24 protein-coding genes are annotated in these 25,011 nt (G+C 63.7%); 12 read left to right on the top strand and 12 right to left on the bottom strand.

Annotated features, from left to right (window positions below):
- Window positions 1–133 precede the first annotated feature (133 nt).
- The gene (locus Q7U29_RS27455) at window positions 134–1,441 is read left to right on the top strand and encodes a multicopper oxidase family protein (protein WP_304746740.1); all 1,308 of its coding nucleotides are present in this window, start codon (window positions 134–136) and stop codon (window positions 1,439–1,441) included.
- 10 nt (window positions 1,442–1,451) lie between these two features.
- Entirely contained in the window at window positions 1,452–2,534 is a 1,083-nt protein-coding gene (locus tag Q7U29_RS27450) for an enolase C-terminal domain-like protein (RefSeq protein ID WP_304746738.1), read from the top strand.
- 39 nt (window positions 2,535–2,573) lie between these two features.
- Here Q7U29_RS27450 and Q7U29_RS27445 read toward each other — a convergent pair whose 3' ends face one another.
- Entirely contained in the window at window positions 2,574–4,076 is a 1,503-nt protein-coding gene (locus Q7U29_RS27445; protein ID WP_304746736.1) for an NAD(P)H-hydrate dehydratase, read from the bottom strand.
- 315 nt (window positions 4,077–4,391) lie between these two features.
- Between Q7U29_RS27445 and Q7U29_RS27440 the strand changes: the two genes are divergently transcribed.
- The 3 genes from Q7U29_RS27440 (at window position 4,392) to Q7U29_RS27430 (ending at window position 7,991) form a co-directional block, all read left to right on the top strand.
- Complete coding sequence (locus Q7U29_RS27440; RefSeq protein WP_011441447.1) at window positions 4,392–4,730, top strand: P-II family nitrogen regulator; 339 nt, start codon at window positions 4,392–4,394, stop codon at window positions 4,728–4,730.
- Window positions 4,731–4,849: 119 nt separating this feature from the next.
- Entirely contained in the window at window positions 4,850–6,259 is a 1,410-nt protein-coding gene (gene glnA, locus Q7U29_RS27435) for a type I glutamate--ammonia ligase (RefSeq protein WP_304746734.1), read from the top strand.
- A 358-nt stretch (window positions 6,260–6,617) separates the two neighbouring features.
- Window positions 6,618–7,991 carry a hypothetical protein gene (locus tag Q7U29_RS27430; RefSeq protein ID WP_370691842.1) on the top strand — a complete coding sequence of 458 codons (1,374 nt, stop codon included), beginning with the start codon at window positions 6,618–6,620 and terminating at the stop codon, window positions 7,989–7,991.
- Window positions 7,992–8,196: 205 nt separating this feature from the next.
- Here the strand turns inward: Q7U29_RS27430 and Q7U29_RS27425 are convergent, their stop codons facing one another.
- The 3 genes from Q7U29_RS27425 to Q7U29_RS27415 form a co-directional block, all read right to left on the bottom strand.
- A complete protein-coding gene (locus Q7U29_RS27425) occupies window positions 8,197–11,361 on the bottom strand; it encodes a PAS domain S-box protein (RefSeq protein WP_304746732.1) in 3,165 nt (1,054 codons plus the stop codon).
- A 216-nt stretch (window positions 11,362–11,577) separates the two neighbouring features.
- Window positions 11,578–12,348, bottom strand: coding sequence for a gamma-glutamyl-gamma-aminobutyrate hydrolase family protein (locus tag Q7U29_RS27420; RefSeq protein ID WP_304746730.1), 771 nt, complete (start codon window positions 12,346–12,348; stop codon window positions 11,578–11,580).
- A gap of 111 nt (window positions 12,349–12,459) precedes the next feature.
- Window positions 12,460–13,164 (bottom strand): hypothetical protein, encoded by a 705-nt coding sequence (locus Q7U29_RS27415; protein ID WP_304746728.1) that lies wholly within the window; start codon window positions 13,162–13,164, stop codon window positions 12,460–12,462.
- A gap of 149 nt (window positions 13,165–13,313) precedes the next feature.
- On the opposite strand from Q7U29_RS27415, the gene Q7U29_RS27410 reads away from it, so the two are divergent.
- The gene (locus Q7U29_RS27410; protein WP_304746726.1) at window positions 13,314–14,465 is read left to right on the top strand and encodes an AI-2E family transporter; all 1,152 of its coding nucleotides are present in this window, start codon (window positions 13,314–13,316) and stop codon (window positions 14,463–14,465) included.
- On the opposite strand, the gene Q7U29_RS27405 is transcribed toward Q7U29_RS27410, so the two are convergent.
- From Q7U29_RS27405 to Q7U29_RS27395, 3 genes are all read right to left on the bottom strand, one after another.
- The gene (locus tag Q7U29_RS27405; protein WP_304746724.1) at window positions 14,449–14,751 is read right to left on the bottom strand and encodes an antibiotic biosynthesis monooxygenase; all 303 of its coding nucleotides are present in this window, start codon (window positions 14,749–14,751) and stop codon (window positions 14,449–14,451) included. The two genes, Q7U29_RS27410 and Q7U29_RS27405, sit on opposite strands and share 17 nt — an antisense overlap.
- Before the next feature lie 102 nt (window positions 14,752–14,853).
- On the bottom strand, window positions 14,854–15,090 hold the full coding sequence (locus tag Q7U29_RS27400; RefSeq protein WP_304746722.1) for a hypothetical protein: 237 nt from the start codon (window positions 15,088–15,090) through the stop codon (window positions 14,854–14,856).
- 49 nt (window positions 15,091–15,139) lie between these two features.
- The gene (locus tag Q7U29_RS27395; protein ID WP_304746720.1) at window positions 15,140–16,363 is read right to left on the bottom strand and encodes a diguanylate cyclase; all 1,224 of its coding nucleotides are present in this window, start codon (window positions 16,361–16,363) and stop codon (window positions 15,140–15,142) included.
- A gap of 350 nt (window positions 16,364–16,713) precedes the next feature.
- Here Q7U29_RS27395 and Q7U29_RS27390 point away from each other — a divergent pair, with 350 nt between their 5' ends.
- The gene (locus tag Q7U29_RS27390; RefSeq protein WP_304746718.1) at window positions 16,714–17,346 is read left to right on the top strand and encodes a LysE family translocator; all 633 of its coding nucleotides are present in this window, start codon (window positions 16,714–16,716) and stop codon (window positions 17,344–17,346) included.
- A 67-nt stretch (window positions 17,347–17,413) separates the two neighbouring features.
- Here the strand turns inward: Q7U29_RS27390 and rpsI are convergent, their stop codons facing one another.
- The 3 genes from rpsI to Q7U29_RS27375 all read right to left on the bottom strand — a co-directional run bounded on the left by rpsI (window position 17,414) and on the right by Q7U29_RS27375 (window position 18,940).
- Window positions 17,414–17,890, bottom strand: coding sequence for a 30S ribosomal protein S9 (rpsI, locus tag Q7U29_RS27385; RefSeq protein WP_304746716.1), 477 nt, complete (start codon window positions 17,888–17,890; stop codon window positions 17,414–17,416).
- 1 nt (window position 17,891) lies between these two features.
- Window positions 17,892–18,356 carry a 50S ribosomal protein L13 gene (gene rplM / locus Q7U29_RS27380; RefSeq protein WP_304746714.1) on the bottom strand — a complete coding sequence of 155 codons (465 nt, stop codon included), beginning with the start codon at window positions 18,354–18,356 and terminating at the stop codon, window positions 17,892–17,894.
- Window positions 18,357–18,511: 155 nt separating this feature from the next.
- Window positions 18,512–18,940, bottom strand: coding sequence for a PaaI family thioesterase (locus tag Q7U29_RS27375; RefSeq protein WP_304746712.1), 429 nt, complete (start codon window positions 18,938–18,940; stop codon window positions 18,512–18,514).
- 79 nt (window positions 18,941–19,019) lie between these two features.
- Between Q7U29_RS27375 and Q7U29_RS27370 the strand changes: the two genes are divergently transcribed.
- From Q7U29_RS27370 to Q7U29_RS27355, 4 genes are all read left to right on the top strand, one after another.
- Window positions 19,020–19,844 carry an enoyl-CoA hydratase gene (locus tag Q7U29_RS27370; protein WP_304746710.1) on the top strand — a complete coding sequence of 275 codons (825 nt, stop codon included), beginning with the start codon at window positions 19,020–19,022 and terminating at the stop codon, window positions 19,842–19,844.
- A 124-nt stretch (window positions 19,845–19,968) separates the two neighbouring features.
- The gene (locus Q7U29_RS27365; protein ID WP_304746708.1) at window positions 19,969–20,553 is read left to right on the top strand and encodes a CoA-binding protein; all 585 of its coding nucleotides are present in this window, start codon (window positions 19,969–19,971) and stop codon (window positions 20,551–20,553) included.
- A 151-nt stretch (window positions 20,554–20,704) separates the two neighbouring features.
- Window positions 20,705–21,985 carry an O-acetylhomoserine aminocarboxypropyltransferase gene (locus tag Q7U29_RS27360; RefSeq protein WP_304746706.1) on the top strand — a complete coding sequence of 427 codons (1,281 nt, stop codon included), beginning with the start codon at window positions 20,705–20,707 and terminating at the stop codon, window positions 21,983–21,985.
- Between the two features lie 143 nt (window positions 21,986–22,128).
- Window positions 22,129–22,503 carry a hypothetical protein gene (locus Q7U29_RS27355; protein ID WP_304746704.1) on the top strand — a complete coding sequence of 125 codons (375 nt, stop codon included), beginning with the start codon at window positions 22,129–22,131 and terminating at the stop codon, window positions 22,501–22,503.
- A gap of 3 nt (window positions 22,504–22,506) precedes the next feature.
- Here Q7U29_RS27355 and Q7U29_RS27350 read toward each other — a convergent pair whose 3' ends face one another.
- Window positions 22,507–23,595: a COX15/CtaA family protein gene (locus tag Q7U29_RS27350; protein WP_304746702.1), complete on the bottom strand. Its 1,089-nt coding sequence runs from the start codon at window positions 23,593–23,595 to the stop codon at window positions 22,507–22,509.
- A gap of 93 nt (window positions 23,596–23,688) precedes the next feature.
- Between Q7U29_RS27350 and Q7U29_RS27345 the strand changes: the two genes are divergently transcribed.
- A complete protein-coding gene (locus Q7U29_RS27345; protein ID WP_304746815.1) occupies window positions 23,689–23,895 on the top strand; it encodes a DUF2842 domain-containing protein in 207 nt (68 codons plus the stop codon).
- 24 nt (window positions 23,896–23,919) lie between these two features.
- Here the strand turns inward: Q7U29_RS27345 and Q7U29_RS27340 are convergent, their stop codons facing one another.
- A complete protein-coding gene (locus Q7U29_RS27340; protein ID WP_304746700.1) occupies window positions 23,920–24,987 on the bottom strand; it encodes a polysaccharide deacetylase family protein in 1,068 nt (355 codons plus the stop codon).
- Window positions 24,988–25,011 lie beyond the last annotated feature (24 nt).

The following is a 25,011-nucleotide window of genomic DNA, read 5'->3' as shown; positions in this document are numbered from 1 at the left end:
CATAAACGCGATTGGTGCGGCGGGCTTATAACATGGGCGCACCGGTTCGCAGCAAAAAAATGGCCGTTTTCGAGCCTTCAGGACGTAGCTGCGGCGACTGGACTTCTCAAGCCAAAAATGGTCGGGATCGGCGATGGCAGATCGCAATCTCCGGCTCTACCGACGCGAGTTCCTTGCCGGTCTAGGCGCAACCGCCCTCGCCCCGGCCTTGCCTTCGATCGCGGTGGCCCAGGCGCGGCCATCGCTGGCACTGCGGGCCAAGGAAGGCGTCATCGCACTGCGCGCGGGAGCGCCGGAGACGCCGATCTGGACGCTCGAGGGACCGGCATCCGGCCCCGCCTTCAGGTTCAAGCGCGGCGAGACGCTGGAAGTCACGCTCGGAAACGGACTTCCGGTCCCGGCCGTCGCCAGCTGGCGCGGGATCGACGGGGTTCCGGCCGCTGCACCGCTGGCGGCGCGGTCGCCACTGCCGTCGGGAGCCAGGGAAACCCTGGTGATTCCCTTCCGTCACGCCGGCACCTTCCTGTGCGACCTCCGCCTGCTTGGCGATGGCCGGGCCCGCCCGTCCCCGGCACGGGCGCTGATCGTAAGCGAGAGCGAGCCGGTGGCGGTCGATCGCGACGAGGTGCTGCTGATCGAGGACTGGCGGCTGCGCGCGGACGGGACCGCGATCGCACCGGGGCTGGATCCGGAAGGTACCGCGCCGATTTACACCCTCAACGGCCGCACTTCATTCGAGCTCTCAGCCTTCGGCAATGAGCGCCTGCGCCTCCGCTTTATCAACGGCACGCAACGCACTGTTCTGGCAGTGAAACTGGAAAACCACGACCTCCGCGTCATGGCCATCGACGGTCAGCCCTCCGAACCGTTCCTCGCGCGCAACGGCGCCCTGGTGCTGGCTCCCGGGGGGCGCGTCGACGCGTTTGTCGAGACAAACACGACTTCGTCGATCGTGCTCCATGACGGCAAGCAAGCCCATCCGATCGGAACCCTGGCGATCTCAGGCTACGTGGAACGGCGCGCCCCGCGGATGCCCGCACCGGCGCTGCCTTCCAACGGCTTGCCGGCGCAACTCGACCTCAAGAGCGCGCTCCGAGTCGACCTGACGCTCGGCGGACCGCCGGCCGATTGGGTGACCCCGGCGAGTTTTGTGAATACCGCCGCCCCCGCGTTCCGCGCCAAGGCCGGCCGCGTTGTCGTGCTGGCGCTGACCAACCGCGCCGCCATCGCGACCGTGTTCCATCTCCATGGCCACCATTTCCGCCTGCTCGACCGGCTCGACGACGGCTGGAAGCCGTTCTGGCTGGATACGCTGGCGATCGAACCCGGGCAGACCCAACGGATCGCGTTTGCCGCCGAATTTGCCGGCAGCTGGCTGATCGAAGCGATTGAAACCGACTGGGCGGCGCCCCGCCTCGTCAGGTGGTACAGTGTCGAATGAGGAAACCAGCATGAGCACATCCACTCTCGCCATTCGCAGCGTCAAAGCCCGCGCCGTCGTGGCGCCGATCTCCCGACCGGTCAAAAACGCCTTCGGCGTCATCGAGGCGGCGCCCTTGGTGCTGATCGATGTCGAGACCGATCAGGGCGTTACCGGGCACTCCTACATCTTCGCCTACGCAAGGCTGACGCTGAAGCCGCTGGTGCTGCTGATCGAGGAGATCGGCCGCGACCTCACCGGCAAGCCGATCGCGCCGGTCGATTTGATGGCGGCGATGGACGCCAAATTCCGGTTGCTGGGATGGCAGGGCCTGGTCGGCATGGCGGTTTCAGGCCTCGACATGGCGTTCTGGGACGCGCTGGGCCAGGCGGCGGGCCAGCCGCTGGTCACCCTGCTCGGCGGCTCGCCGCGGCCGATCCGGGCCTATGACAGTTACGGCGCAGTCGATCCCAAGGCCGACGCTGCGGACCTCAAGCGCTCGCTCGACCAGGGCTTTAAGGGCATCAAGATCAAGGGCGGCGACGGCGACGCCGCCAATGACGAGCGGGTGGTAAAAGGGGTTCGCGACCTCATCGGTCCTGATATCGCGCTCATGATCGACTTCAACCAATCGCTCGATCCCGCTGAAGCGACCCACCGTATCGAACGGCTGGCGCCCTACGATCTGCACTGGATCGAGGAACCGGTGGCGCAGGAAAACCTGCTCGGCCACGCCAAAGTCCGCGAAATGTCCCCGACCCCGATTCAGGCCGGCGAGAACTGGTGGTTTCCCCGCGGCTTTGCCGAAGCGATCGCGGCCGGGGCTTCCGATTTCATCATGCCCGATCTGATGAAGTGCGGCGGCGTCACCGGCTGGCTCCGCATCGCCGGCCAGGCCGAAGCCGCCTCGATCCCGATGTCCAGCCACCTGTTTGCCGAAGCCAGTTCCCACATGCTGGCGGTGACGCCGACGGCGCATTGGCTCGAGGTTCTGGACCTCGCCCGCGCCGTTCTGGCCGAACCCATCAAGATCGTCGATGGCGCGGTGACGGCGCGAGGCCCCGGACTTGGTCTGATTTGGGACGAAGCAGCCGTAACCAAATATCTGGTGTGAACAACTTGCGGCAACGCTTTAAGTCGCTGCCGTACCGTCTCAGTAGTCGATGCCGAACTCGTCATAGAGCCTGCGGAACACCGCCGGCAGCACCTCCGGCAGATCTTCGGCGATCAGGCCGGGACCCGCCTCGCGCGCGGCCTCGCCATGCATCCAGGCGCCGATCGAGGCGGCCTCGAATGCCGGCACGCCTTGCGCCAGCATTGCTGCGATCATTCCCGCCAGCACATCGCCGGCGCCGGCGGTAGCCAGCCAGGGCGGCGCGTTGGAGGCGATGGTGGCGCGCCCGTCCGGCGAGGCCACCACCGTGTCCGGCCCCTTGAGCAGAACCACGGCGCCGCTGCGTTCGGCGGCGGCCCGCACCCGCTCCAGTTTCGAGCGATTGGGATGCTTGTTGCTGATATCGCTGAACAACCGTGGAAACTCGCCCTCATGCGGCGTCAGCACGATCTGCCTGTCGCGCGAACCCGCGATCGCTTCGAACAGACGGTCGGGGGCCGCGGCAAAGCTGGTCAGCGCATCGGCATCGAGCACGAGGCGCCGTTGCGCCGACAGTGCGGTGATGACGAAATCGCGGGTGCGGTCGCCAACGCCGGTACCCGGGCCGATCACGAGGGCGTTGAGGCGTTGGTCGGTCAGCCATTGCGCAAACTCGACCACGGTGTCGACGGCGTGAACCATCACGGCGGTCAGCGCCGCGGCGTTGACGGCCAGGGCATCCCGGGACGTTGCCAGCGTCACCAGCCCGGCGCCGGCGCGCAGGCAGCCCCGCGCCGCCAGCCGCGCCGCACCGGTCGCCGCGATATCCCCCGACACGACGACCGCATGGCCGCGGGCGTATTTGTGGCCGTCGATCCGCGGCACCGGAAACGACGGGCGCCAGCTCTGCGGAACGTTCTCGAAAGTCTGCGGCTTGATCTCGGCGAGCACATCGGCGTCGATGCCGATATCGACGACGCGCACCCGGCGGCCGGCATGTTTCCGGCCCGGCATCAGCAAATGCGCCGGCTTGCGCCGGAAGAACGTCACCGTCTCGGTGGCGTTGACGGCGATGCCCATGACGGCTGCGGTGGTGCCGTTGATGCCGCTCGGCAGGTCGACGCTGAGAACGGGGGCGCCGTTGGCGTTGATCGCCTCGATCATCGCCCAGGGTTCGCCCTCCACCGGGCGGTTGAGACCGGCGCCGAACAGCGCATCGATGATCAGCGCGGGCTTGCCGATCGCCTGCGGATTGAACGGCAGCACCGGAAACTTCCAGCCCCTCGCCGCCGAGGCAGCGTCGCCCTGCAGATGATCCCGCTCGCACAACAGAATGACCGACACTTCGCGCCCGCGCGCGGCGAGTTCGGCCGCCGCGACAAAACCGTCGCCGCCATTGTTGCCGGCGCCGGCGACCACCACGATCGGCCCCTCCTCCACCAGATCCATCGCGGCCTCGGCCACCGCCTGCCCGGCGCTGAGCATCAGCGCGAATCCAGGGGTGCCCGCGGCAATGGTCAGCCGATCGGCCCGTTCCATCTCGGCGGTCGTGAGAACTTCCATGCCGAATTCCCGATCCACGCGCCTCATCCTGAGGCATTACTGGTCACGCGCACACACTTGCCCCGCGCCAACTGCACACCGATTGACCTGTTTGCCTATTTAACAGGCTTCAGTATCATGGGCATACTGCTCCAGGCGCTGGTCCATGCCTGTTAAAAGTCTGATAACATTTCAAAATCAGGCACCTTAACAACTTGGCATAGACCCTGCTTTTGGGGAAGCCGGCTCTGGACCGTCGTGCTGACCGCCAAGTGAATCAGTGTGTCCGGTGAACAAGCTGCAGTCTGCAATATGGAAGTGCCCGGGAGGCGTTCAGTGAAAAAAATCGAAGCCATCATCAAGCCATTCAAGCTCGACGAGGTGAAGGAAGCGCTTCAGGAAGTCGGACTGCAGGGCATTACGGTCACCGAAGCCAAGGGCTTCGGGCGGCAAAAGGGGCACGCCGAACTCTATCGCGGCGCCGAGTACATCGTGGACTTCCTGCCCAAGGTCAAAATCGAGATCGTGATCGGGGATGACCTGGTCGAGAAGGCGATCGACGCGATCCGGCGCGCCGCCCAGACCGGGCGGATCGGCGACGGCAAGATCTTCGTCTCCAACATCGAGGAAGCCATCCGCATCAGAACCGGGGAATCCGGGCTGGATGCCATCTGAATCGCCGCTTCCGGCGGCACTCTGATATTGTGTTGGGCTAAGCCCAATTGTAATGAGCATCACCGACGGTCGCTGCCCGCGGCCAGATCTCGTCGACCTGTAAGCCAAAAGGGGTATTCATGAAGACCGCCAAAGACGTCCTGAAGTCGATCAAGGACAACGACGTCAAGTACGTCGACCTGCGTTTCACCGATCCGCGCGGCAAGTGGCAGCATGTGACCTTCGACATCAGCATGATCGACGAGGAAATCTTCGCCGAGGGCACGATGTTCGACGGCTCCTCGATCGCCGGCTGGAAGGCGATCAACGAATCCGACATGACCCTGATGCCCGATCCGGTCACCGCGACGATCGATCCGTTCTTCGCCGAGACCACCATGGTCATCACCTGCGACGTGCTGGAGCCGACCACCGGCGAGCCCTACAACCGCGACCCGCGCGGCATCGCCAAAAAGGCCGAAGCCATGGTCAAGTCGATGGGCATCGGCGACACCGTGTTCTTCGGACCGGAAGCCGAATTCTTCGTGTTCGACGACGTCCGCTACCAGACCACCCCCTACAACACCGGCTTCAAGCTCGATTCATCGGAACTGCCGACCAACTCGGACACCGAATATGAGGGCGGCAACCTCGGCCACCGCATCCGCACCAAGGGCGGCTACTTCCCCGTCCCGCCGCAGGATTCGGTGCAGGACATGCGCTCGGAAATGCTCGGCGCCATGGCCAAGATGGGCGTCAAGGTCGAGAAGCATCACCACGAAGTCGCTTCCGCCCAGCACGAGCTCGGCATGAAGTTCGACACGCTGACGCTGATGGCCGACCAGATGCAGGTCTACAAATACTGCATCCACCAGGTCGCACACATCTACGGCAAGACCGCCACCTTCATGCCGAAGCCGGTCTATGGCGACAACGGCTCGGGCATGCACTGCCACCAGTCGATCTGGAAGGACGGCAAGCCGGTGTTCGCCGGCAACAAATACGCCGACCTCTCCGAGACCTGCCTGCACTACATCGGCGGCATCATCAAGCACGCCAAGGCCATCAACGCCTTCACCAACCCGTCGACCAACTCCTACAAGCGCCTGGTCCCCGGCTATGAAGCCCCCGTGCTGCTCGCCTACTCCGCGCGCAACCGCTCGGCCTCCTGCCGCATCCCCTACACCACCAATCCGAAGGCCAAGCGCGTCGAGGTGCGTTTCCCCGATCCGATGGCCAACCCCTACCTCGCCTTCGCCGCGATGGTGATGGCCGGCCTCGACGGCATCAAGAACAAGATCGATCCGGGTCCGGCGATGGACAAGGACCTCTACGACCTGCCGAAGGAAGAGCTGAAGTCGATTCCGACGGTCTGCGGCTCGCTCCGCGAAGCGCTGGAAAACCTCGACAAGAACCGCGGCTTCCTCAAGAATGGCGGCGTGTTTGACGACGACTTCATCGACAGCTTCATCGAGCTGAAGATGACCGAAGTCGAGCGCTTCGAGATGACCCCGCATCCGGTCGAATTCGACATGTACTATTCGCAGTGATTTTGTTCGCGGGGCAGCTGCCTCGCGGAGATCACGGCTCACGAAATGCGAAAGGCGCTCCGTTTGGGGCGCCTTTTGTTTGTGGAACGAGGGCATGAACCCGTGGTTTCAGAGTGGTAAGCCGGCTCGCTTTGGTGCGCATTCCGAACTCAAGGCTGACCTCGCGAGAGGCCGCAAAGTGCCAAAACCGATCCTGACGACCCAAAACCGGACTTCCGAAATACCCCGGAAGGCAGGCATTTCAAGTGCCCGTCAGCATGTCTCAAACGCGCCAGGAGAAGGCATCGCTGTCATTTGACAGAGACGAATCAGCGATAATCAGGCACCCAAAGGTGATGCCGTAGGACATTGTTCATCCATGGATATGAAGAGCCCTGTTACGTCAAGTAGCGAGTACCGATTCTACCGGGGTCTGGTTGCCTCGTGTATTGCCAACGGGATTCAGGCGGCAAATTTTCTCGGTGATCGATTCCTGAGAAAGACGCGCCATTCGTCTTCGGAAATCGATGAACTGTACATGGACGCGATGAACAGCGCATTTTCCGCGACGGAATCTTTTCTCGTCACGGGAGCGCCGCACGCATCGGCATATTATCCGCGGGACTTTGCCTGGTTCTATCCCGACGTTCTCGATCCCGACACCATCATGGATTCCGAGGATGCAATTCGCAGGGTTCGCTTGCTCGAAAGAAGTGTCCGGCTAATGCTGGAGGCCGTTCGCTCCGGCGTTGTCACGACCACTATTATCCCGGCGGGACGCAATCGGTACATTGGCGTCAACTACTTTTCGCGACCTTCAGATACGCTGTTGGGCACCCTCGCCGGTCTGGAGCAAATCATATACGCCGACCAAAGAGCGTCAGCGTCGTATCTGGGATTGTCACAAGGCGCCCATGCGGGCCGCTTGTTGCTGATCGAGTATCGCGAGGATCTGAAGAAAGCGATCATCCAGCTCGCAAGATCGTTGGAGCCGTTCGATGATAACGGGACCAGCTATTTGCTTTGCGACGCAGCCGCACCTCGCTCAGCGGCGACAGATACCCGCGCCGAACGCAGGCGTTTCGTCACCAATGCATGCGTCTACGCGACTTTTTTACGCGCCACAGAACTCGGAGTAATCGGCATCAGCGAGCTGGAGCAACTGCTCGGGCGCGAACTATCACGATATAAAGCGCAACTTCTCCGCTTGTTCGGCAAGCATGGCTATATCAGTCATTCCCTGGATTGCGATAACGAACCGCCTGCGTCTTCCATCGCCCTGGACTTCGTCAATGTGCAGCGAGGATTTTGGGATTTAACAGACGGGAACGAACGCGCGTTGTTCGCAGCCACGACAGATCTGATCATCGCGGAACCGCGGTTTCGCGTGCCAAATACGTTTCACTTCCTGGTTTCCGCGAATAATCCGCGCAGAAAGATGCTCCACAAGATCGCGTCCCCATCCTACCAGGGACGCTCCTCCTGGCCGACGTTCAATGTCGAATTCGCGGACCGCATGCTGGATTACGACGAATTTTCGGGAACCGATAGATACGGATCCTGCGCTCGAGATATCTTGAGCGACATTCGTGCCGCAACCGAATTGCATGGTGGGTATCAGGAGCTTCTAACGGATGAAGGCCTCAAATATTGTACGTGGGCCTATCGGGGAGCTGTCGCTCACTCCTGGTTTCCGCGTTTCTTGACTGTCTGGAAAAGGGCATTCGGGACCCCGCTGCTGAATTGGAAGTAGCAGCGTATCGATGCGGTCGGACATCTGCCGGCTCGCACGCAATCAAGTTCGACGTCGTAGCTGGGTCAAGAGCTGACCTCGGCCCGCGTGCCCGTGATGTCGGCTTGATTTGTGTTGGCGGACATCGTCGTCCGACCGCCAAGGTCCGCTTCGAATAATCGGCGAGGCGGCGAGAGGACGCGGCGCGCGCGTCAGGCCATCCCGGCTACTCCGGCGGCGTCGCCAGGAAGCGGTCGCGCTCTTCCTGCACGGAATACGGGGTCGGTATCGGATCGCTTGCGGCGCCGGCCGATGAATCCAGGCAGAGACGCAGCATCCGCGCCAGTTCTGCCCGCCGGTACGGCTTCACCAGCAGGCGGATGTCGGACGAAACCCGGCCGTGCCGGCTGAGGGCATCATAGGTGTAGCCCGACGTGAACAGCACCTTCAGCGACGGCCGCTGCGCGGCCATCGCCTCGGCGAGCTGCCTGCCATTCAATTTTCCCGGCATCACAATATCGGTGAACAGCAGATCGAATGCCGCCCCCGCATCCGCAATGGCCAGGGCCTCGGCCGCATTCGATGCCACCAGGACCTTGTAGCCAAGGCTCTCGAGTTGAACGATCACGTAGGCCCGCACGCTGGGGTCATCCTCCACGCACAGGATCGTTTCGGCGCCGCCCGGCGATGGCACCCGCTCGGCCAGTGGCAGCTGCAGGCCGCCCTCCTCTGCCCTTGGCAAATAGATCCTGAAATTGGTTCCGCGACCTGCCTCGCTGCGAACCTCGATATTGCCGCCGGACTGCTTGGCGAACCCGAACACCATGCTGAGCCCGAGCCCCGTGCCCTGGCCGGTCTCCTTGGTCGAGAAGAACGGCTCGAAGATCCGGTCCCGGATTGCGTCGGGAATACCGGTGCCGGTATCTGTCACCTCGACGACGACGTAGTCACCGGGCAGATCGACGCCCCTTGCCGTGCTGGCCGGCCCGTCCAGCGTGATATTGTTGGTCGTGAAGGTCAGTTTCCCACCTTCGGGCATGGCGTCGCGGGCGTTGATGCCGAGGTTGACGAGCGCGGAGGAAAGTTGACCGGGATCGATATGCGACGGCCACAGATATTCGCTCAGGTTTGTCTGGATCTCGATCTGCCTGCCGAGCGTCTGCGCCAGAAATGTCGCGGCTTCGCTGACAAGCGCGTTGACGTCGGTCTTTGTCGGCCGCAGCGGCTGCTTGCGGGCGAACGCCAGCAGATTTGCAATCAGCTTTGCACCCCGCTCCGCGGCGTCGTCGATCAATGCCACGATACGCGCCAGAACCGGTTTGTCCCTGACGCCCTCGGCCAGGATTTCAATCGTCCCGGTGATGACGGTAAGCATGTTGTTGAAGTCATGCGCGATGCCGCCGGTGAGCTGGCCCACCGATTCCATCTTCTGCGCCTGGATCAACTGCTCCTCGGTCGCGCGCTTCTGGGTGATATCCCGGAGGAACCCATTGAGAATGTAACCGCTGCCGCGGCGTAACGCCGTCAGCGACACTTCGGTGATGATTTCCCTGCCGTCACGATGCAGCGAAATCGATTCGAATCTCCAGCCGGCCGCCATACCTTCCGTGACCTCGTGCAGGAATTGGCTGATCCGTTGCCTGTGGCTGTCGCGCAGCGAGGCCGGCACGATCAAATCGCCGACGCGGACGCCAATCGCCTCCGATCGCGTCCACCCCGTCATGGCCTCGGCGTGCGGGCTCCAGTCGAGAATGATGCCCGTTTCGTCCATTTGAATGAAAGCATCGAGTGCCGTCTTGACGATGGCCTGCGCCAACTGCTCGCTGTCGATCAGGGACTGATGTGCTTGCCTGTGCTCGGTGACATTGCGAAAAACGGTTACCGCCCCGCGCTGCCTGCCGGTTTCATCTCTCAGCGGTCTTGCATTCGCAACGATGTATGCCGGAACGCGCGACGCTTCCGATCGAACGATGAATTCCTGGTCGTCCACGCTTTCGCCGCGCAGCGCCCGCGCCAGCGCCGAACTCGAAAGCGGCAGCGGCGTCACGCCATCCGGATGAAAATAGCTGAACTTGCGAATGGCTCTTGCCGGGTCGGCGCCCGGATCTATACCGAGCAGGCGCTGCGCGGCGGCGTTGGCAACGACGATCTGCCCGCGTTCGTCGGCAACGATCACGGGATCGCCGATGCTGGCGATGGTATTCTCGAGCATCGCCTGCTTCGCTCTGAGTTCGCTTGCCATCCCCGCGAATTCCTCGGCAAGAATGCGAATCTCCGCCCCGCCCCCCGACGGCAGCACTTTCAATTCGCCGCGCGACAGCCCCTTCACAGCCTCGGTTATTTGCACCAGGGGCCTGGACAGCGAGCGGGCCAGCAGCAGCGCGAGCAACATCGCAAGGAGTATTGCGAGCCCGCCGCCGATCTGCGCGGAACTGTTTACAGCAGCCAGACCGAGGTCGAGACTTGCGTATTTTGCGGCAAACAGGATCGTCAATTCAGGCCCGCCCGCAATCGCCACGGGCGCCCAGCCGACGCCAAATCGCGTTCCGCTTCGATCCTTCAGGATTCCGCTGTTGTGGGCGGCTCTGGCCGCCAAGGCATGATCCATCCCCGGAAAATCGTCCTGGATGCGCCCGTGCAGCCCGGTTGCAGATACGAACTCGCGGGCTCGGTCCGAATGAATGAGATAATCGCCGTCGCCGTTCGTGAGGAAGACCTGGATCCCATCGACGCCCTCGGCCCGAATCCGCTCGAACTCGGACCCCAAATCGAAATCAATAACGCTGATTCCGAATTGCCGGCCGTCCGGCGTCTGCAGCGGCATCGCGAAACGGACTATTGCGGCCTTGCCCGGGCCGCCATCGGCCTCGGACCCGATCGGCGATACGTAAGCCTCGGTCCTGGCGAGATCGATCGTGCGCTTGAAATAATCGTGTTCTCCCACCCGGACCAGTTCGGCGTCGGGAACGGCGCGCGATGCGCCGCCCGGCCCCTTGCGATCGACGCGTACCAGTTCGCGTCCGCCCTCTGCGGCACCGATGATGCGCAGCTGCGTGTAATCCGGTTTCGCCCGCAGGATCGAGGCAAATCGGGCTTCGATGCTTTCCCGTATCTGCTTCCCGGCCGGTTGCGTCGTCGGAACACCGGCTGCCAGTTGCGCCACGCCAACACCGCTTTGGATCATCAACACGTCCCGGCGGGCGGCGTTCAGCGCGGATTCCAGTCTGACGGCGCTCAACGCGGCCTGGATGGCAAGCCGATCGAGCGCGCGCGGGATCGCCGCCCCGGTGACCGAGTGATATGTGATGAAACTCAGAACGGCCGTCGTCACCAGGACCAGCGACACCATCGCGAGCGCCAGCCGGGTCGACAGCCTGATTCCACCGAGCACTTGGTTGGCCTTGTTCTGGACGTCTTGCGCTGGTGACCAGGCAATGGTGGCATCTCGGGCGCAAGCCTACATCCAAATGCCCGCGGCTTCGTTGCCTCAAATGAATACCATCAACATCAATTTCCGGCCCCGTAATATTACGGGACTGCGGCTCCCATGCGCCGATTGAAAGACGCCTGCCGGGATATGCCGGGCAAGGTGCGCGCGGCCCGACAGCTAGCCGGCCCGCCTGTGCGCCGTCACGGCTTCGCCGAACGCCTGAAACAGCGCGCGGTTGATCGGATTGCGCTGCGGATCGTACTCCGCATGCCACTGCACGCCGAGCGCGAAGCCCGACGCATCCGCAATCCGGATCGCCTCGATGGTGCCGTCCTCGGCCACCCCCTCGACCACCACCCGTTCGCCGGGCTCAAGGATGCCCTGGCCGTGCAGTGAATTGACGCGGATCGTCTCGCATCCCAGCAGGTTTGCGAAGGCGCCGCCGGCAACGAGATTGACGTCATGGCGGTCGGCGAAAACCACCGTGGGATCGGGATGGATTTCGCCGCTCTCCAGCCGCGGCATCCGATGGTTGATGCGCCCCGGCAATTCCCGGATTTCGGGGTGCAGCGAGCCGCCGAAGGCGACGTTCATCTCCTGCAGGCCGCGGCAGATGCCGAACAGGGGTATGCCGCGCGCGACGCAGGCCTGCGACAGCGCCAGCGCCAGGCCATCGCGCTGCAGGTCGTAGGGCTCGTGGCTGGGGTGCGGTTCGGTGCGAAAATGCGTCGGGTGAACGTTGGCCCGGGCGCCGGTCAGGATCACGCCGTCGACCACATCCAGCAGCGCACCGATATCGGTGATTTCGGAGCAGCCGGCGAACATCAGCGGCAGCGCGCCGGCGACCTCGGCCACCGCGCGAAGATTACGCTCGCCGGTCATCTGCGTCGCAAACCGATCCTCAACGCGATAGGCGTTGGCGATCACCCCGACGACCGGCCTCCTCATTGCCTGGCTTCCAATCTCACGTCGCAAATCTCGCATAGATAAATCAGGGTGGATCATGCCTCCCACCCCGTACCGGATCAATATGCCACGCCGGAGCGCGGGCCTGCATTGCTATTTCCGCGTGAAAGCATCCCTGGAATCGATCACCTCGCCGGTCCGCACTCCCGCGGCCTGGAGCGCCTTTTCCGCCGCCTTGCCCGCCGCATTGTCAGCACCATTCAACCACGGCAATTTTGCCTCGATGCCGCGGGTCACGGGATCGCCCAGCGGACCGCCGAAATCGAGCGGCCAGATGCCGTTCGGCACCACCTCGGCCGAAATGCCGCGGAGCCGAATGCCCTTTCCCAGCACACCCTCGATATTGTCGGGTTGCACCCGGCGTGCGGAAGCGGGATCGGCGGGGTCGCCAAAGCTGACCAGCACCGGGATCACCTCCCCCGTCACCGGCACCGTGCCGGTCATTCGGCTCATCTGGTTGAACGACACGTTCTGACCCGCGGCCTTGTAGGCGCGTAGCGCCACGTAGTTGATCTCGTCGAGTTCGAGCGATTTGTCGATGTGGGCCAGCAAGGCCACCAGGTTCTTGCCGCCGCCGAGATCGACGAACACGGCATCGCCTTTGGTGCTGGTCTTGCCGCCGCGGCTGTAACTTCGGTCGGGATGGACCGCCATGATGCCGGAGGCGGATTTGACGCCTTCGGGCGTCTCCACCTCGACCGTCAGGCGGTATTTGTGATTGGGCCGGTTGATCCTGATCTGGTCGCCTATGACCAGCGCGGCCAGCAACAGCAGCGGACCGACGTATTTGAAATTCATACCGATCATCCCTCGCCGACCCGCGGCCGGATCCCGCGCCCCGCTTTGCACAACCGGCGCGCCAGCGTCAAACCGGCGCCTTCCACGCTTGATCCCGGGCGCGTTTCGCACAAGAGTGCCGCCGGAAATTGATTTGAGGGGGAATCAACGTGGCAGTCTCGGCTGACGATCGACTTCGGGCCCGCAACGACCTGGCGTGGTCGATATCGGTCGGCGGCATCGGCATTGTCATCTTCGCAGCCCTGTTGCTGTTCACGTGGCATTTCGCGGCGACGCTGTTCCTGATTTTCGCCGGCATGCTGCTTGGCGTCGCGCTCAACGCCATGACCCACATGCTCGGCACCGTCGTCAGGCTGCCGCATGCGCTGCGGCTGACCCTCGTCTGCCTGGTGCTGGCGGGCATGCTGTCGGGCGTGGTGTTCCTCGGCGGCGCCACCATCGCGAAACAGGCCACCGTGCTGAGCGATACGATCAAATCGCAACTGGTCAACGTCAAGGCTTTCCTGGAGAAGAACGGCATCGATACCAGCTATCTCGAGCTCGGCAATATCGGTGCGCCGGCCGCTTCGTCGACCCACGAAACGCCGGTAACGCCGGCCGCGCCGGTGCCGCATAATCTTCCGAGCGCGGGCGCCATCGCCTCCGGCGGCGGCGCCATCGTGAGCCAGACCCTGAAAGTGCTGCTCGGCACCGTCAGTGCGGTCGGAAACTTCTTCATCGTGCTGTTTCTCGGACTGGCGTTCGCGGCGCAGCCCGCGGTCTATCGAAAAGGGCTGTTGTACATGGCCCCCGCGCGGCACCGCGCCCGCGCGACCGCGATCGTCGACCGCATCGGCGAAACGCTGGAGCGCTGGCTGATCGCGCAGATCGTGACGATGCTGGCGGTGTTCCTCGTAACCTGGATTGGCCTGAGCATCATCGGAATCCAGAGCGCGTTCATTCTGGGGATCCAGGCCGGATTGCTGGCCTTCATTCCGACCATTGGCGCGCTGATCGGCGGCTTGATCGTGGTGCTGGCGAGCCTCGCCTCCGGATGGGTCGCAGGCGCCAGCGCGTTCGTGCTGTTCATGGGCGTCCACGCGCTGGAAAGCTATATCCTCACCCCGATCATCCAGCGTCACGCGCTGGACATTCCGCCCGCCACGCTATTCGCTTTCCAGATCCTGCTGGGCGTCGTGTTCGGCATCTGGGGCCTGGCCCTGGCGCTGCCGCTGATGGCAATCGCCAAGGTCATGATCGATCACTTCAAGGCCGAGAAGAGCGCGCCTGACTCCACCGCCGGGTTCAAACCACCGATGTGAGCACCGTCTCGGTATGTTCGACCTCTGGCGGCGCGGCAAAATACGGCCCGACCAGCCCGCGCCATTGGGTGAATTGCTCGGAGCCGCGGAAATCCACGGTGTGATTTTCGAGCGTCTCCCACTTCACCATCAGGCGGTAGCGCTGCGGCTTTTCGATCGAGCGATGCAATTCGAAGCCGTGAAAGCCTTTGGAGCTTCCGAACGCTGCGCGGGCCTTGGCGACCGCCGCCTCGAAATCCTTTTCGGAGCCGGGCTTGATGTCGATCTGTGCGATTTCGGTGATCATCGGGGGCGGCCTTTCGCTGGAGAATGGACGTCTCTAGCCCAGCCGGCCGCAAAGAAAAAGGGCGCCTTGCGGCGCCCCGGCATACCAGTTTCGCACGGATACCTAGCTGAAGAACAGCACCGTGCCTGCGACCACCAGGGTGCAGCCCGCGAACATCGCCAGCGGCCAGCGGCTGCGCGGTGCGCCGTAGCGGCCCTGCGCCCGCCGTTCGCTGATCAGCGCCGTCTCGTATTCGTCCGACGTCGAGAACAGGCAGGCAAACCCGCCGCGCGCCGATGCGGCTGCGGCTTCGAGCGACATCAGGGCGGCGTTGGCGCGATGGCTGGAGGCTGTATTCATGGCCAGCATGATATCGATGGAATGGTAAACGCATGGTTACCGCCCGCGCTTACGCGAGTTGCGTAACCGCCGGCTTCTGCGGTTGACGCGAAATGCCCGCGGTCTTGCGCCGCCAGTTTTCCAGCGACAGCGGCAGCTCCTCCGCCGCCTCGACGCGATTGCGGCCGCCGCGTTTGGCCTGATAGAGCGCGGTATCTGCCGCGGCCAGCAGCACCTCGAGCTCGGTGCCGGCGGGGCCGCCGGCCACCCCGATGCTGACGGTGGTGTCGACCGGCCCGGTCTCGTCGACGATTCCCGAACCCTCGAACGCCTCACGGACGCGTTCGGCGACGACGACACCTTCTTCCAGCGAACAGGGCAGCAGGGCGGCGAACTCCTCGCCGCCGATTCGTCCCGAAAGGTCGGTGATGCGCAGCCCGTTGACCACGACGGCGGCGAATAGTTTGAGAATCTCGTCGCCCGCCGGGTGGCCGAAGCGGTCATTGATCGACTTGAAATGGTCGATGTCGAAGATCATCACCGTGACCGGACGGCCGGCATTGGCCTCACGGTCGATCACCCGCGAGCACGCCTCGGCAAAGCCGCGGCGGTTGAACATGCCGGTCAGCGGATCCATCGATGCCGCGGTCTTGTGCGCGGTCACCGCGCGGTCCGACACCAGCATGAAGATCACGAACACGGTGCCGACCGCGTAGAGCACGAGCTCGATGGAGAACACCGTCACCCAGATGCTGCCGGAAAACGTTGCATCATGCGCGTGCAGGAGATCGCCGAGCAGGATCGGCAGCATCAATACGAAACCGTGCAGCACCGGCACCACGATGGCCGGCCAGCGCTTTTGCAGCGCCCTGCGCCGGTCCGACCACAGCTCGGTGGCGGTCAGCGCCGCATAAACAGCGACGATGCCGGCGCCGATCGTCATGCGCATGGCGGAGGCTTCCGGCGCCAAAGTCATGACGGCGGCGATCCAGGCGATCGCGCCCAGCACCAGCCCCGGCCAATTCGGCTTGCGGCCGTGGAAGACGCGCGACGCGTTCCAGACCATGCCGCAGGCCACGAAGCCGACGGCATTGAGCGCCAGCGAAAGCATCTGGCCGAGCGCGCCGGCGGCGAGCGTCCACAGTGCGACGGATGCCGCGCCGAGCAGATAGGCGGTGCCCCACCATTTCAGCGCCGGGATATGCTCCTGCTTGCCGAAAAACAGCAGCATGGCTCCCAGCATGGCCGCAACCATCGTGGCAACGAGATACAGCGTGGAAATATCGAGCGACATGGTCCACCGGAGGTTTGTGATGCGCCGGCAGCCGGCGCGCTTGAAATCAGCCCCGCGCCGTCACCGTGGCGCACGCTAGTACCGCGCTTCTTCGAAATTCGTTTGCACGCATACGAAAGTTTTCAGGAAAAACTGCGTCAACTGCTCGGCAAATACGCAGCAAAAAGGGCGCCCTGGGGCGCCCTTTTTGATGTTCTGCATATGTCGCACTGCGGCAATTTCGCGCGTAGCGACTGGCGCTTCGCTATGAATCCGCCACCGGACTGCTAATGAAATGGACCCTGTCACCATCATGGCATTCAGTGGCTGGTGAGATTCAATATGCCCTCTACGCCCGATGGAACGCAACAATGAGCCTGACGAGCTACTCGCTATACTTGGCCGCCGTTGCGGTGCTGGTGCTGTCACCCGGCCCAACCATGCTCGCCTGCATGACGACTGCTCTCAACGACGGCAAGTCAAACGCCCTCGCAGCTGCTGTCGGCAGCATCAGCGCCGCCCTCGGCGTGATGACGCTTTCGGCATTGGGCCTCGGTGCATTGCTCGCGGCATCGGAGCTTGCCTTCACCGTGGTCAAGGTGATCGGGGCCATCTATCTCATCTGGCTCGGCATCAGGACGTTCTGCGGCAGCGCCGCCGCAATCAGGATCAAGGGAGCTGCAACGGACAGCCGGAGGCGCTTGGGCTCACACTATGTCAGAGGCTTCCTGGTAGGCTCCAGCAATCCCAAGGCCATCCTGTTCTTCACCGCGTTCTTCCCGCAGTTCCTGAACCCGATCGAACCGTTCGCACCGCAATATTGCATCCTCGCCCTCACCTTCGTCACTTGTGAGTTCAGCGTGCTGGCGATGTGTGCCTTCGGCGTCTCCACCGTCGCTCCCGTCCTGCGGTCCAGCTGGCACATGCGTTGGATCAACAGGGCAACAGGCGGGCTGTTCGCGACGATGGGTGGCCTGTTATTGTTCAGCCGCCGTCACGCCTGAACCAGGACCACAAAAAAGGGCTGCAAGTGATGCAGCCCTCTTTCGTTGGATATTTGATGGTCGCCGTTTAGCGCTTCGAGAACTGGAACGATTTTCGGGCCTTGGCGCGGCCGTACTTCTTGCGCTCGACGACGCGGGAGTCGCGGGTCAGGAAGCCGCCCTTCTTCAGGACGCCGCGCAGATCCGGCTCGAAATAGGTCAGCGCCTTGGAGATGCCGTGACGCACGGCACCGGCCTGGCCCGACAGACCACCACCGGCAACGGTGCAGATCACGTCGTACTGGCCCGCGCGAGCGGCGGCGACCAGCGGCTGCTGGATCATCATGCGCAGCACCGGGCGGGCGAAATAGACTTCGACCTCGCGGGTGTTGACGATGACCTTGCCGGCGCCGGGCTTGATCCAGACGCGGGCAACCGCGTCCTTGCGCTTGCCGGTGGCATAGGCGCGGCCCTGCTTGTCGACCTTCTTGACGTATTTCGGCGAATCCGGCGCGGCCGTCTTCAATGCCGACAACTGGTCGAGAGACTGCATGGTATCGGACATCTTATGCGGCCCTCATGTTCTTGCGATTCATCGAAGCGACGTCGAGCGATTCGGGTTGCTGGGCTTCATGCGGATGCTCGGCGCCGGCATAGACGCGCAGATTGCCCATCTGCACCCGGCCGAGCGGGCCGCGCGGGATCATGCGCTCGATGGCCTTCTCGACCACGCGCTCGGGGAAACGACCCTCGAGGATCGACTTCGCGGTGCGTTCCTTGATGCCGCCGATGAAGCCGGTGTGATTGTAATACACCTTGTTCTCGCGCTTGCGACCGGTCAGCACGACATGCGCCGCGTTGATGATGATGACATGGTCACCGCAATCGACATGCGGCGTGTAGATCGGGAGATGCTTGCCGCGCAGGCGCGTGGCGACAATGGTGGCGAGCCGGCCGACAACCAGACCTTTGGCGTCGATCAGCACCCACTTCTTCGTCACCTCGGCGGGCTTGGCCGAAAACGTTTTCATGTGAGGAAATCCGTGAAAAGGGGACATCAGGCGCATCAGCGCCGAACTGCGCGGTTTCTAGATGGCTCGACCGCACGCGTCAACGCCCATGACGCATAATTCCCATAGCAAAAACAACAACTTATAAATATGGTGTTATATTACCGTCAAAAACACTAAGTATTTGGAATGGAATAGGTCGATGTCACATGGGCGATCGGATCGGGCGACGTGCCTGACAGCAGATTGACCTCGCCGACCGCCAGCCGCTTGCCGAGCTTCAAGAGCCTGGCTTCCGCGAGGATATCCTGGCCGGCCTGGCCCTTGCGCAGAAAATTGATGTTGAGGTTGGTGGTCACGGCGAGACCGATCGGGCCGATCGCCGACAGCAACACCACATACATGGCGCAATCGGCCAGCGCCATCAGCGTCGGCCCCGACACCGTCCCGCCCGGACGCAGCATCCGCGCGCTGTAGCGCTGCCGCAGCAGGCAGGTCGTTCCGTCGGCGCTTTCGATGGAGGTGTCGCCGCTGCCGAAGGATTGCGGAAATTCGACACGAAGGAACTCCTCCAGCTCAGCCACGCTCATTTTCACAACTGCCATGTCAGTCCCGCCTGCCCTCGCCTCGCCTCGCTGGGCTTGTTACATTATGGTGACGCACCTGCCCTAGTGGAAATTTCCGATGCCCACCCAAACCGCCCGCGCCGCTACGCCACCCTCCCCGATCCTGCTGCGGGAGACCGTTGGCAGCATCGCCGTGCTCACGCTCAACCGCTCCGCGGCCCGCAACAGCCTGTCGGAAGGCCTGATCGCCGAACTGCACGGCGCGCTCAACCAGATCCATGACGATGCGAGCGTGCGCGCGGTGGTGATCGCGGCCATCGGCCCGGCCTTTTCCGCCGGCCACGACATGAAGGAACTGACCGCCCGCCGCAGCGATGCCGATCGCGGCCGCGCCTACTTCGCCACCCTCATGAACGCCTGCAGCGCCATGATGCAGGCGATCGTGCAACTGCCGAAACCGGTGGTCGCCGCCGTGCAGGGCGTTGCCACCGCCGCCGGATGCCAGCTGGTGGCGAGCTGCGATCTCGCGGTGGCGTCGGAGGCCGCGACCTTCGCCACGCCCGGCGTCGATATCGGGCTGTTCTGCTCCACGCCGATGGTGGCCTTGTCGCGCAACGTCCCGCGCAAGCAGGCGATGGAAATGCTGCTGACCGGCGAGCCGATCGCAGCGGCGACGGCGCGCGATATCGGCCTCGTCAACCGCGTCGTGGCCGCCGGCACCGAGCGCGACGCCGCGATCGCATTGGCGCAAAAGGTCGCGCTGAAGTCCGCCTATACGATCAAGCTCGGCAAGGAAGCGTTCTACCGCCAGGCCGAAATGAACCTCACCGAGGCCTATCGCTACGCTGCGGAAGTGATGACCGAGAACATGATGGCGCGCGACGCCGAGGAAGGCATCGGCGCCTTCATCGAGAAACGCGCGCCGAAATGGGTGGATGAGTAGACGCCTCATCCTGAGGAGCGCGCCCTTCGCGCGCGTCTCGAAGGATGGCAACGGGCAGTGTGCCCGATGGTTCGAGACGCGCGAAGACGCGCTCCTCACCATGAGGAACCGGGAATTTTTGTGAATGAACCACGACAATTACGACGACAACTATATCCGCGGCATCCTCAACGGCGTGAAATCGATCGCGATGGTGGGGGCGTCGCCGGTCAATGTGCGGCCGAGCTATTTTGCGTTCAAATATCTGGCACAGCGCGGCTATGACATGATCCCGGTCAATCCCGGTCATGTCGGCAAGAACCTGCTCGACAAGCCCTTCGTCGCTTCGCTCGCGGATATCGGCCGCCCCGTCGACATGATCGATATTTTTCGCAATTCCACTCACATCATGCCGGTCGTCGAGGAGGCACTGCGGCTCGATCCGCTGCCGAAGGTGATCTGGATGCAGCTCGGCGCCCGCGACGATGCCGCGGCGGCGAAAGCCGAGGCGGCCGGCATCAAGGTGGTGATGAACCGCTGCCCCAAGATCGAATATGGCCGGCTCTCCTCGGAGATTTCCTGGATGGGCGTCAATTCGCGCACCCTGAGTTCGAAGCGCGCGCCGATGCCGACCCAGGGCATGCGGCTGTCGCTCAATCGAACGAGCCTCGGCGGCGGCGAGACCGCCGCCTCCGACCGTGCCGCCAAGAACAAGGCCGACCCCACCTGATGCCGACGCGACGCAATCGTTCCCTGAAAGCGCCGGAGCGAAGCACGGCCGTTTCGAACATCCGCCAGGCCGCCGATCCGCCTTGACGACGGACGCCTCCGCCATCAGCATGCCGCGCGCTTTCAAATCAGCCGAAAACAGGATCCACAGAATGAACGACCGCCTTCCGGGTTTCTCCACCCTCGCCGTGCATGCCGGCGCGCAGCCCGACCCCACCACCGGCGCGCGGGCGACGCCGATCTACCAGACCACGTCGTTCGTGTTCAACGATGCCGACCACGCCGCCTCGCTGTTCGGCCTGCAGGCGTTCGGCAACATCTACACGAGGATCGGCAACCCGACCCAGGCGGTGCTGGAAGAGCGCATTGCAGCACTCGAGGGCGGCACTGCCGCCCTCGCCGTGGCATCGGGACACGCCGCACAGGTGGTCGTGTTGCAGCAACTGCTGATGCCCGGCGACGAGTTCATCGCGGCGCGAAAACTCTATGGCGGCTCGATCAACCAGTTCACCCACGCCTTCAAGAGTTTCGGCTGGAACGTGGTGTGGGCCGATCCGGACGATGTCGCCAGCTTCGAGCGCGCCGTCACCCCGCGCACCAGGGCGATCTTCATCGAATCGATCGCCAACCCCGCGGGCTCCATCACCGATATCGAAGCGATCGCCGCGGTCGCCCGCAAGGCCGGCGTGCCCCTGATCGTCGACAACACGCTGGCCACGCCCTATCTGATCCGCCCGATCGACCACGGCGCCGACATCGTGGTGCATTCGCTGACCAAGTTTCTCGGCGGCCACGGCAATTCGCTCGGCGGCGTCATCGTCGACGCCGGCACCTTCGACTGGTCGAAGGACAACAAATATCCGATGCTGAGCGAGCCGCGCCCGGAATACCACGGAATCAAGATCCAGGAGACCTTCGGCAATTTCGCCTTTGCGATCGCCTGCCGCGTGCTCGGCCTGCGCGACCTCGGCCCGGCGATCTCGCCGTTCAACGCGTTCATGATCCTCACCGGCATCGAGACGCTGCCGCTGCGCATGGCCAAGCATTGCGAAAATGCCAGGGCGGTAGCGGAGTATCTCGCCGGCCATCCGGCGGTGGCCGCGGTGAACTATTCCGGGCTCGCCGGCAACCCCTACAACAACCTCGCGCGCAAATACGCGCCGAAGGGCGCCGGCGCGGTGTTCACCTTCAGCCTCAAGGGCGGCTACGAGGCCGGCGTCAACCTGGTGTCGAACCTGAAACTGTTCTCCCACCTCGCCAATGTCGGCGACACCCGCTCGCTGGTGATTCATCCGGCCTCGACCACCCACAGCCAGCTCGACGACGCCGCCAAGGTCAAGTCGGGCGCCGCTCCCGACGTGGTGCGGCTGTCGATCGGCATCGAGGACAAGGAAGATCTGATCGCGGATCTGGAGCAGGCGCTGGGCGCGTAGGGCGGACTTCGGTCGTCCCTGCGAACGCAGGGACGACGCAAGAGGGTCCACCGCATCGGCCCGCGTTAACCCTCGTCGCGCTATTCGATCCCCCAGCCCGCCCAAAAATGGCATCCTGCGGCCGTCCAAACCCGGAGCTGGCCATGCTGCGCTGGATGATGCCGTTTCTGATTACGATGCTTGCGATCCCTACAACTGCGGAAACTGCCGGCACGGCCGCGGCGCGCCGTGCCGCCAGCCAATTGCCACCGGGGCTCCCCCGCGCGCATTACAGATTCAGGACGACGGTGGCCCCGGTGGCGCCGTACCGTTCCGCGCAATCATTGGTTGACGGACCCGACGTGCTGTTCACGCCGTCGATCGGATATGTGCGGTACATTCCACCGGCGGTCGGTGTCGCATTTCTGCCGGTCGAGTACGGCGTGCCCTGGTACGCCGGGCCGGATGTCACCACCTGGAACGGCTGGTCCTATGGTTACGGCTGCGGCCTCAACAGCTACGGCAACCCTTGGTGCTAGCGGTCAGCCGGCCTGCCCCGCCGGTACACTTAGCTTTTGTGGCGTGACTTTTGACTGCGCCGCCAGTTGCTCGACCTGGAAGATCGACAGCGTCAACACCACCATGGCGACGGCCTGGTGCGCCAAAGCCAGATCGATCGGCACCTGGTGCAGCAGCGTCAAAATACCCAGCACCGCCTGCAGGAGCATCGCCGCCGCCAGCCACACCGCGATGCCGATCACGTATTTTGCGGCCCGCGCGCGGATAGCATCGACCGCATGCAGGATCGTCAACGCCAACAGCGCATACGCGGTCATCCGGTGTTCGAACTGCACCGTCAGCGGGTTGTCGAACAAATTTCGCCACCACGGCTCTTCGAAGAACAGCCGCGCCGCTGACGGAATCAATGCGCCGTCGATCTCCGGCCAGGTATTGTAAATCCGTCCCGCGCGCAGGCCCGCGACCAGCGCGCCGAGATACAATTGCACGAAGGTCAGCACCAGCAGCGCGACGCTGGTGATCCGCAGCCGCGCCGGGACGATGGCCGGAGGCCGGCCCGCCATCCGCCGCAGCGTCCAGACAATCGCCGCAAAGATGACGAGCGCCAGCACCAGATGGGTGGCGAGACGATATTGCGACACCTCGGTGCGTTGCGTCAGCCCTGACGCCACCATCCACCAGCCGACCGCGCCCTGCAACGCGCCGAGGCCGAAGATCAGCCATAGCCGGCGTTTCAGCTCCGCAGCCAAGGCACCGCGCCACAGAAACCAGAGAAACGGCAGCAGATAGGCTATCCCGATCACGCGCCCGAGCAGCCGGTGGCTCCATTCCCACCAGAAGATGGTCTTGAACTGGTCGAGCGACATGCCGGCATTGAGTTCGCGATACTGCGGAATGGTCTTGTAGGCCTCGAACGCCGCGATCCATTGCGCCTCGCCGAGCGGCGGCAGCGTGCCGGTGACCGGCTTCCACTCGACGATCGACAGCCCCGACTCGGTCAGACGCGTGGCGCCGCCGACCAGCACCATGATCGCGATCAGCACGGCGATCGAGAGCAGCCACCATCTCACGGCGCGGTTGTGCGGTGCTGGCGGTGCGGAACTGGCGGTCATGGACGCTGCGCTTGAATGAACTGGCGCGCCCCTTATAGTCCGCCTCCTCCCGAGCGCAAGTTGCGCAAACGCAAAGAAATGCACATTCCCGTCATGACGATACGCACCCGCAAATTCATCGGAACCATCGCTTTGCTCGTCCTCGTCGTGGTGTGGTCGCTGCTCGGCATGACGGTGGCGCAGACGCCGTGGCTGGCGAATTCGGGCCTGCTGCAGGCGATCTTCTATGTCGTGGCCGGCATCGGATGGGTGCTGCCGGCGATGCCGATCATCAGCTGGATGTCGAAGCCGGATGCCTGACCTCATCCTGTCAGGACGGGTTCCTCAATCCTCATCGTCGTCCCGAACCCTGCTCCGCGTCGGCGCCACCGGCGCGAAGGCGGCGCCTGAGAGCAGCACGCGCATGACGCGCAGCGAGCGTTGCCGTCCGTCCCAGGAAAGCCGCGGCAGCGCGTGCAAATTGGTGCGTCCCTCGGCGTGAACCACGCCAGGCAGCGCCGACGCCGCACTGACGAAGCCGGCCTCCTCGGCCATCTGTACATGCTTGCGGGCGAAGGCGGCGCGATCGCCGAACGGATAGGCGAAATGCCTGATCTCGCGGTGGAATGCGGCCTGCGCGACCGCCCGGCCCATCGTCATCTCGCGCTGCGCATCGACGTCTTTCAGGTTCGACAGCACGGGATAGTTGACCGTCGCACTGCCGATCGTCACCAGCGGATCGGCGGCAAGTTTTGCCAGATCGTCCCAATCCATCGCAGCGTCGCGCGACAGCGTCGCGAGGTTGACCGAGTATCGCTTGCACAGATCGTTGATCGCGGCCGATAGATCCGGCGGCGGCAGCGTGCGCATCCAGCCCGAGAGAAATTCGTAGAGCTGGTATTTTTCGGCACTGCCTTCGATGTCGAAGTGCCGCTCGTGGCGGTCCATCACCAGGCTGAGCCGGCCCTCGCGCGCGATGATGGCTTCCAGCGCCAGCCACCAGGCCTCGCCGAGGCGGTCCGGAAACGCAGTCGGCAGGTAAACCGTGAACGGCACGCCGTGCCGCGACAGCACCGGATAGGCCGACGCGATCAGATCCTTGTAGCCGCCGTCGAAGGTCAGGCCCACGAACCGCCGTGGCGCCGGCGACGTCACCGCGCGATGACAAACATCGTCCATCGAGACGATATCGAACTTCCAGCGCTTTAGCGCCCGGATGGTGCGGTCGAGAAATTTCGGCGTGATTTCCTGCGAGCGAAGCGGTTGAAAGCGGCCGGCGCGGCGCGGCCGCACCCGTTCGAACCGCAAAACCACGCCGGCGCCGCCGGTGCCCCGGCCGCTCAGCCAATGGCGGCCGGACAACCAGGCCAGTTCCAGCCGCAGACTGGTCAGGAAGAGGTTTTCGGATGCCAAATTCGCGTCCCCAGATGCGGCGGC

The sequence above is a fragment of the Bradyrhizobium sp. genome (assembly GCF_030654605.1).
In the GTDB taxonomy this organism is placed as follows: domain Bacteria; phylum Pseudomonadota; class Alphaproteobacteria; order Rhizobiales; family Xanthobacteraceae; genus Bradyrhizobium.
Note: the sequence above shows the minus strand (reverse complement) of the source record. Positions and strands in the feature narration are given on the sequence as shown.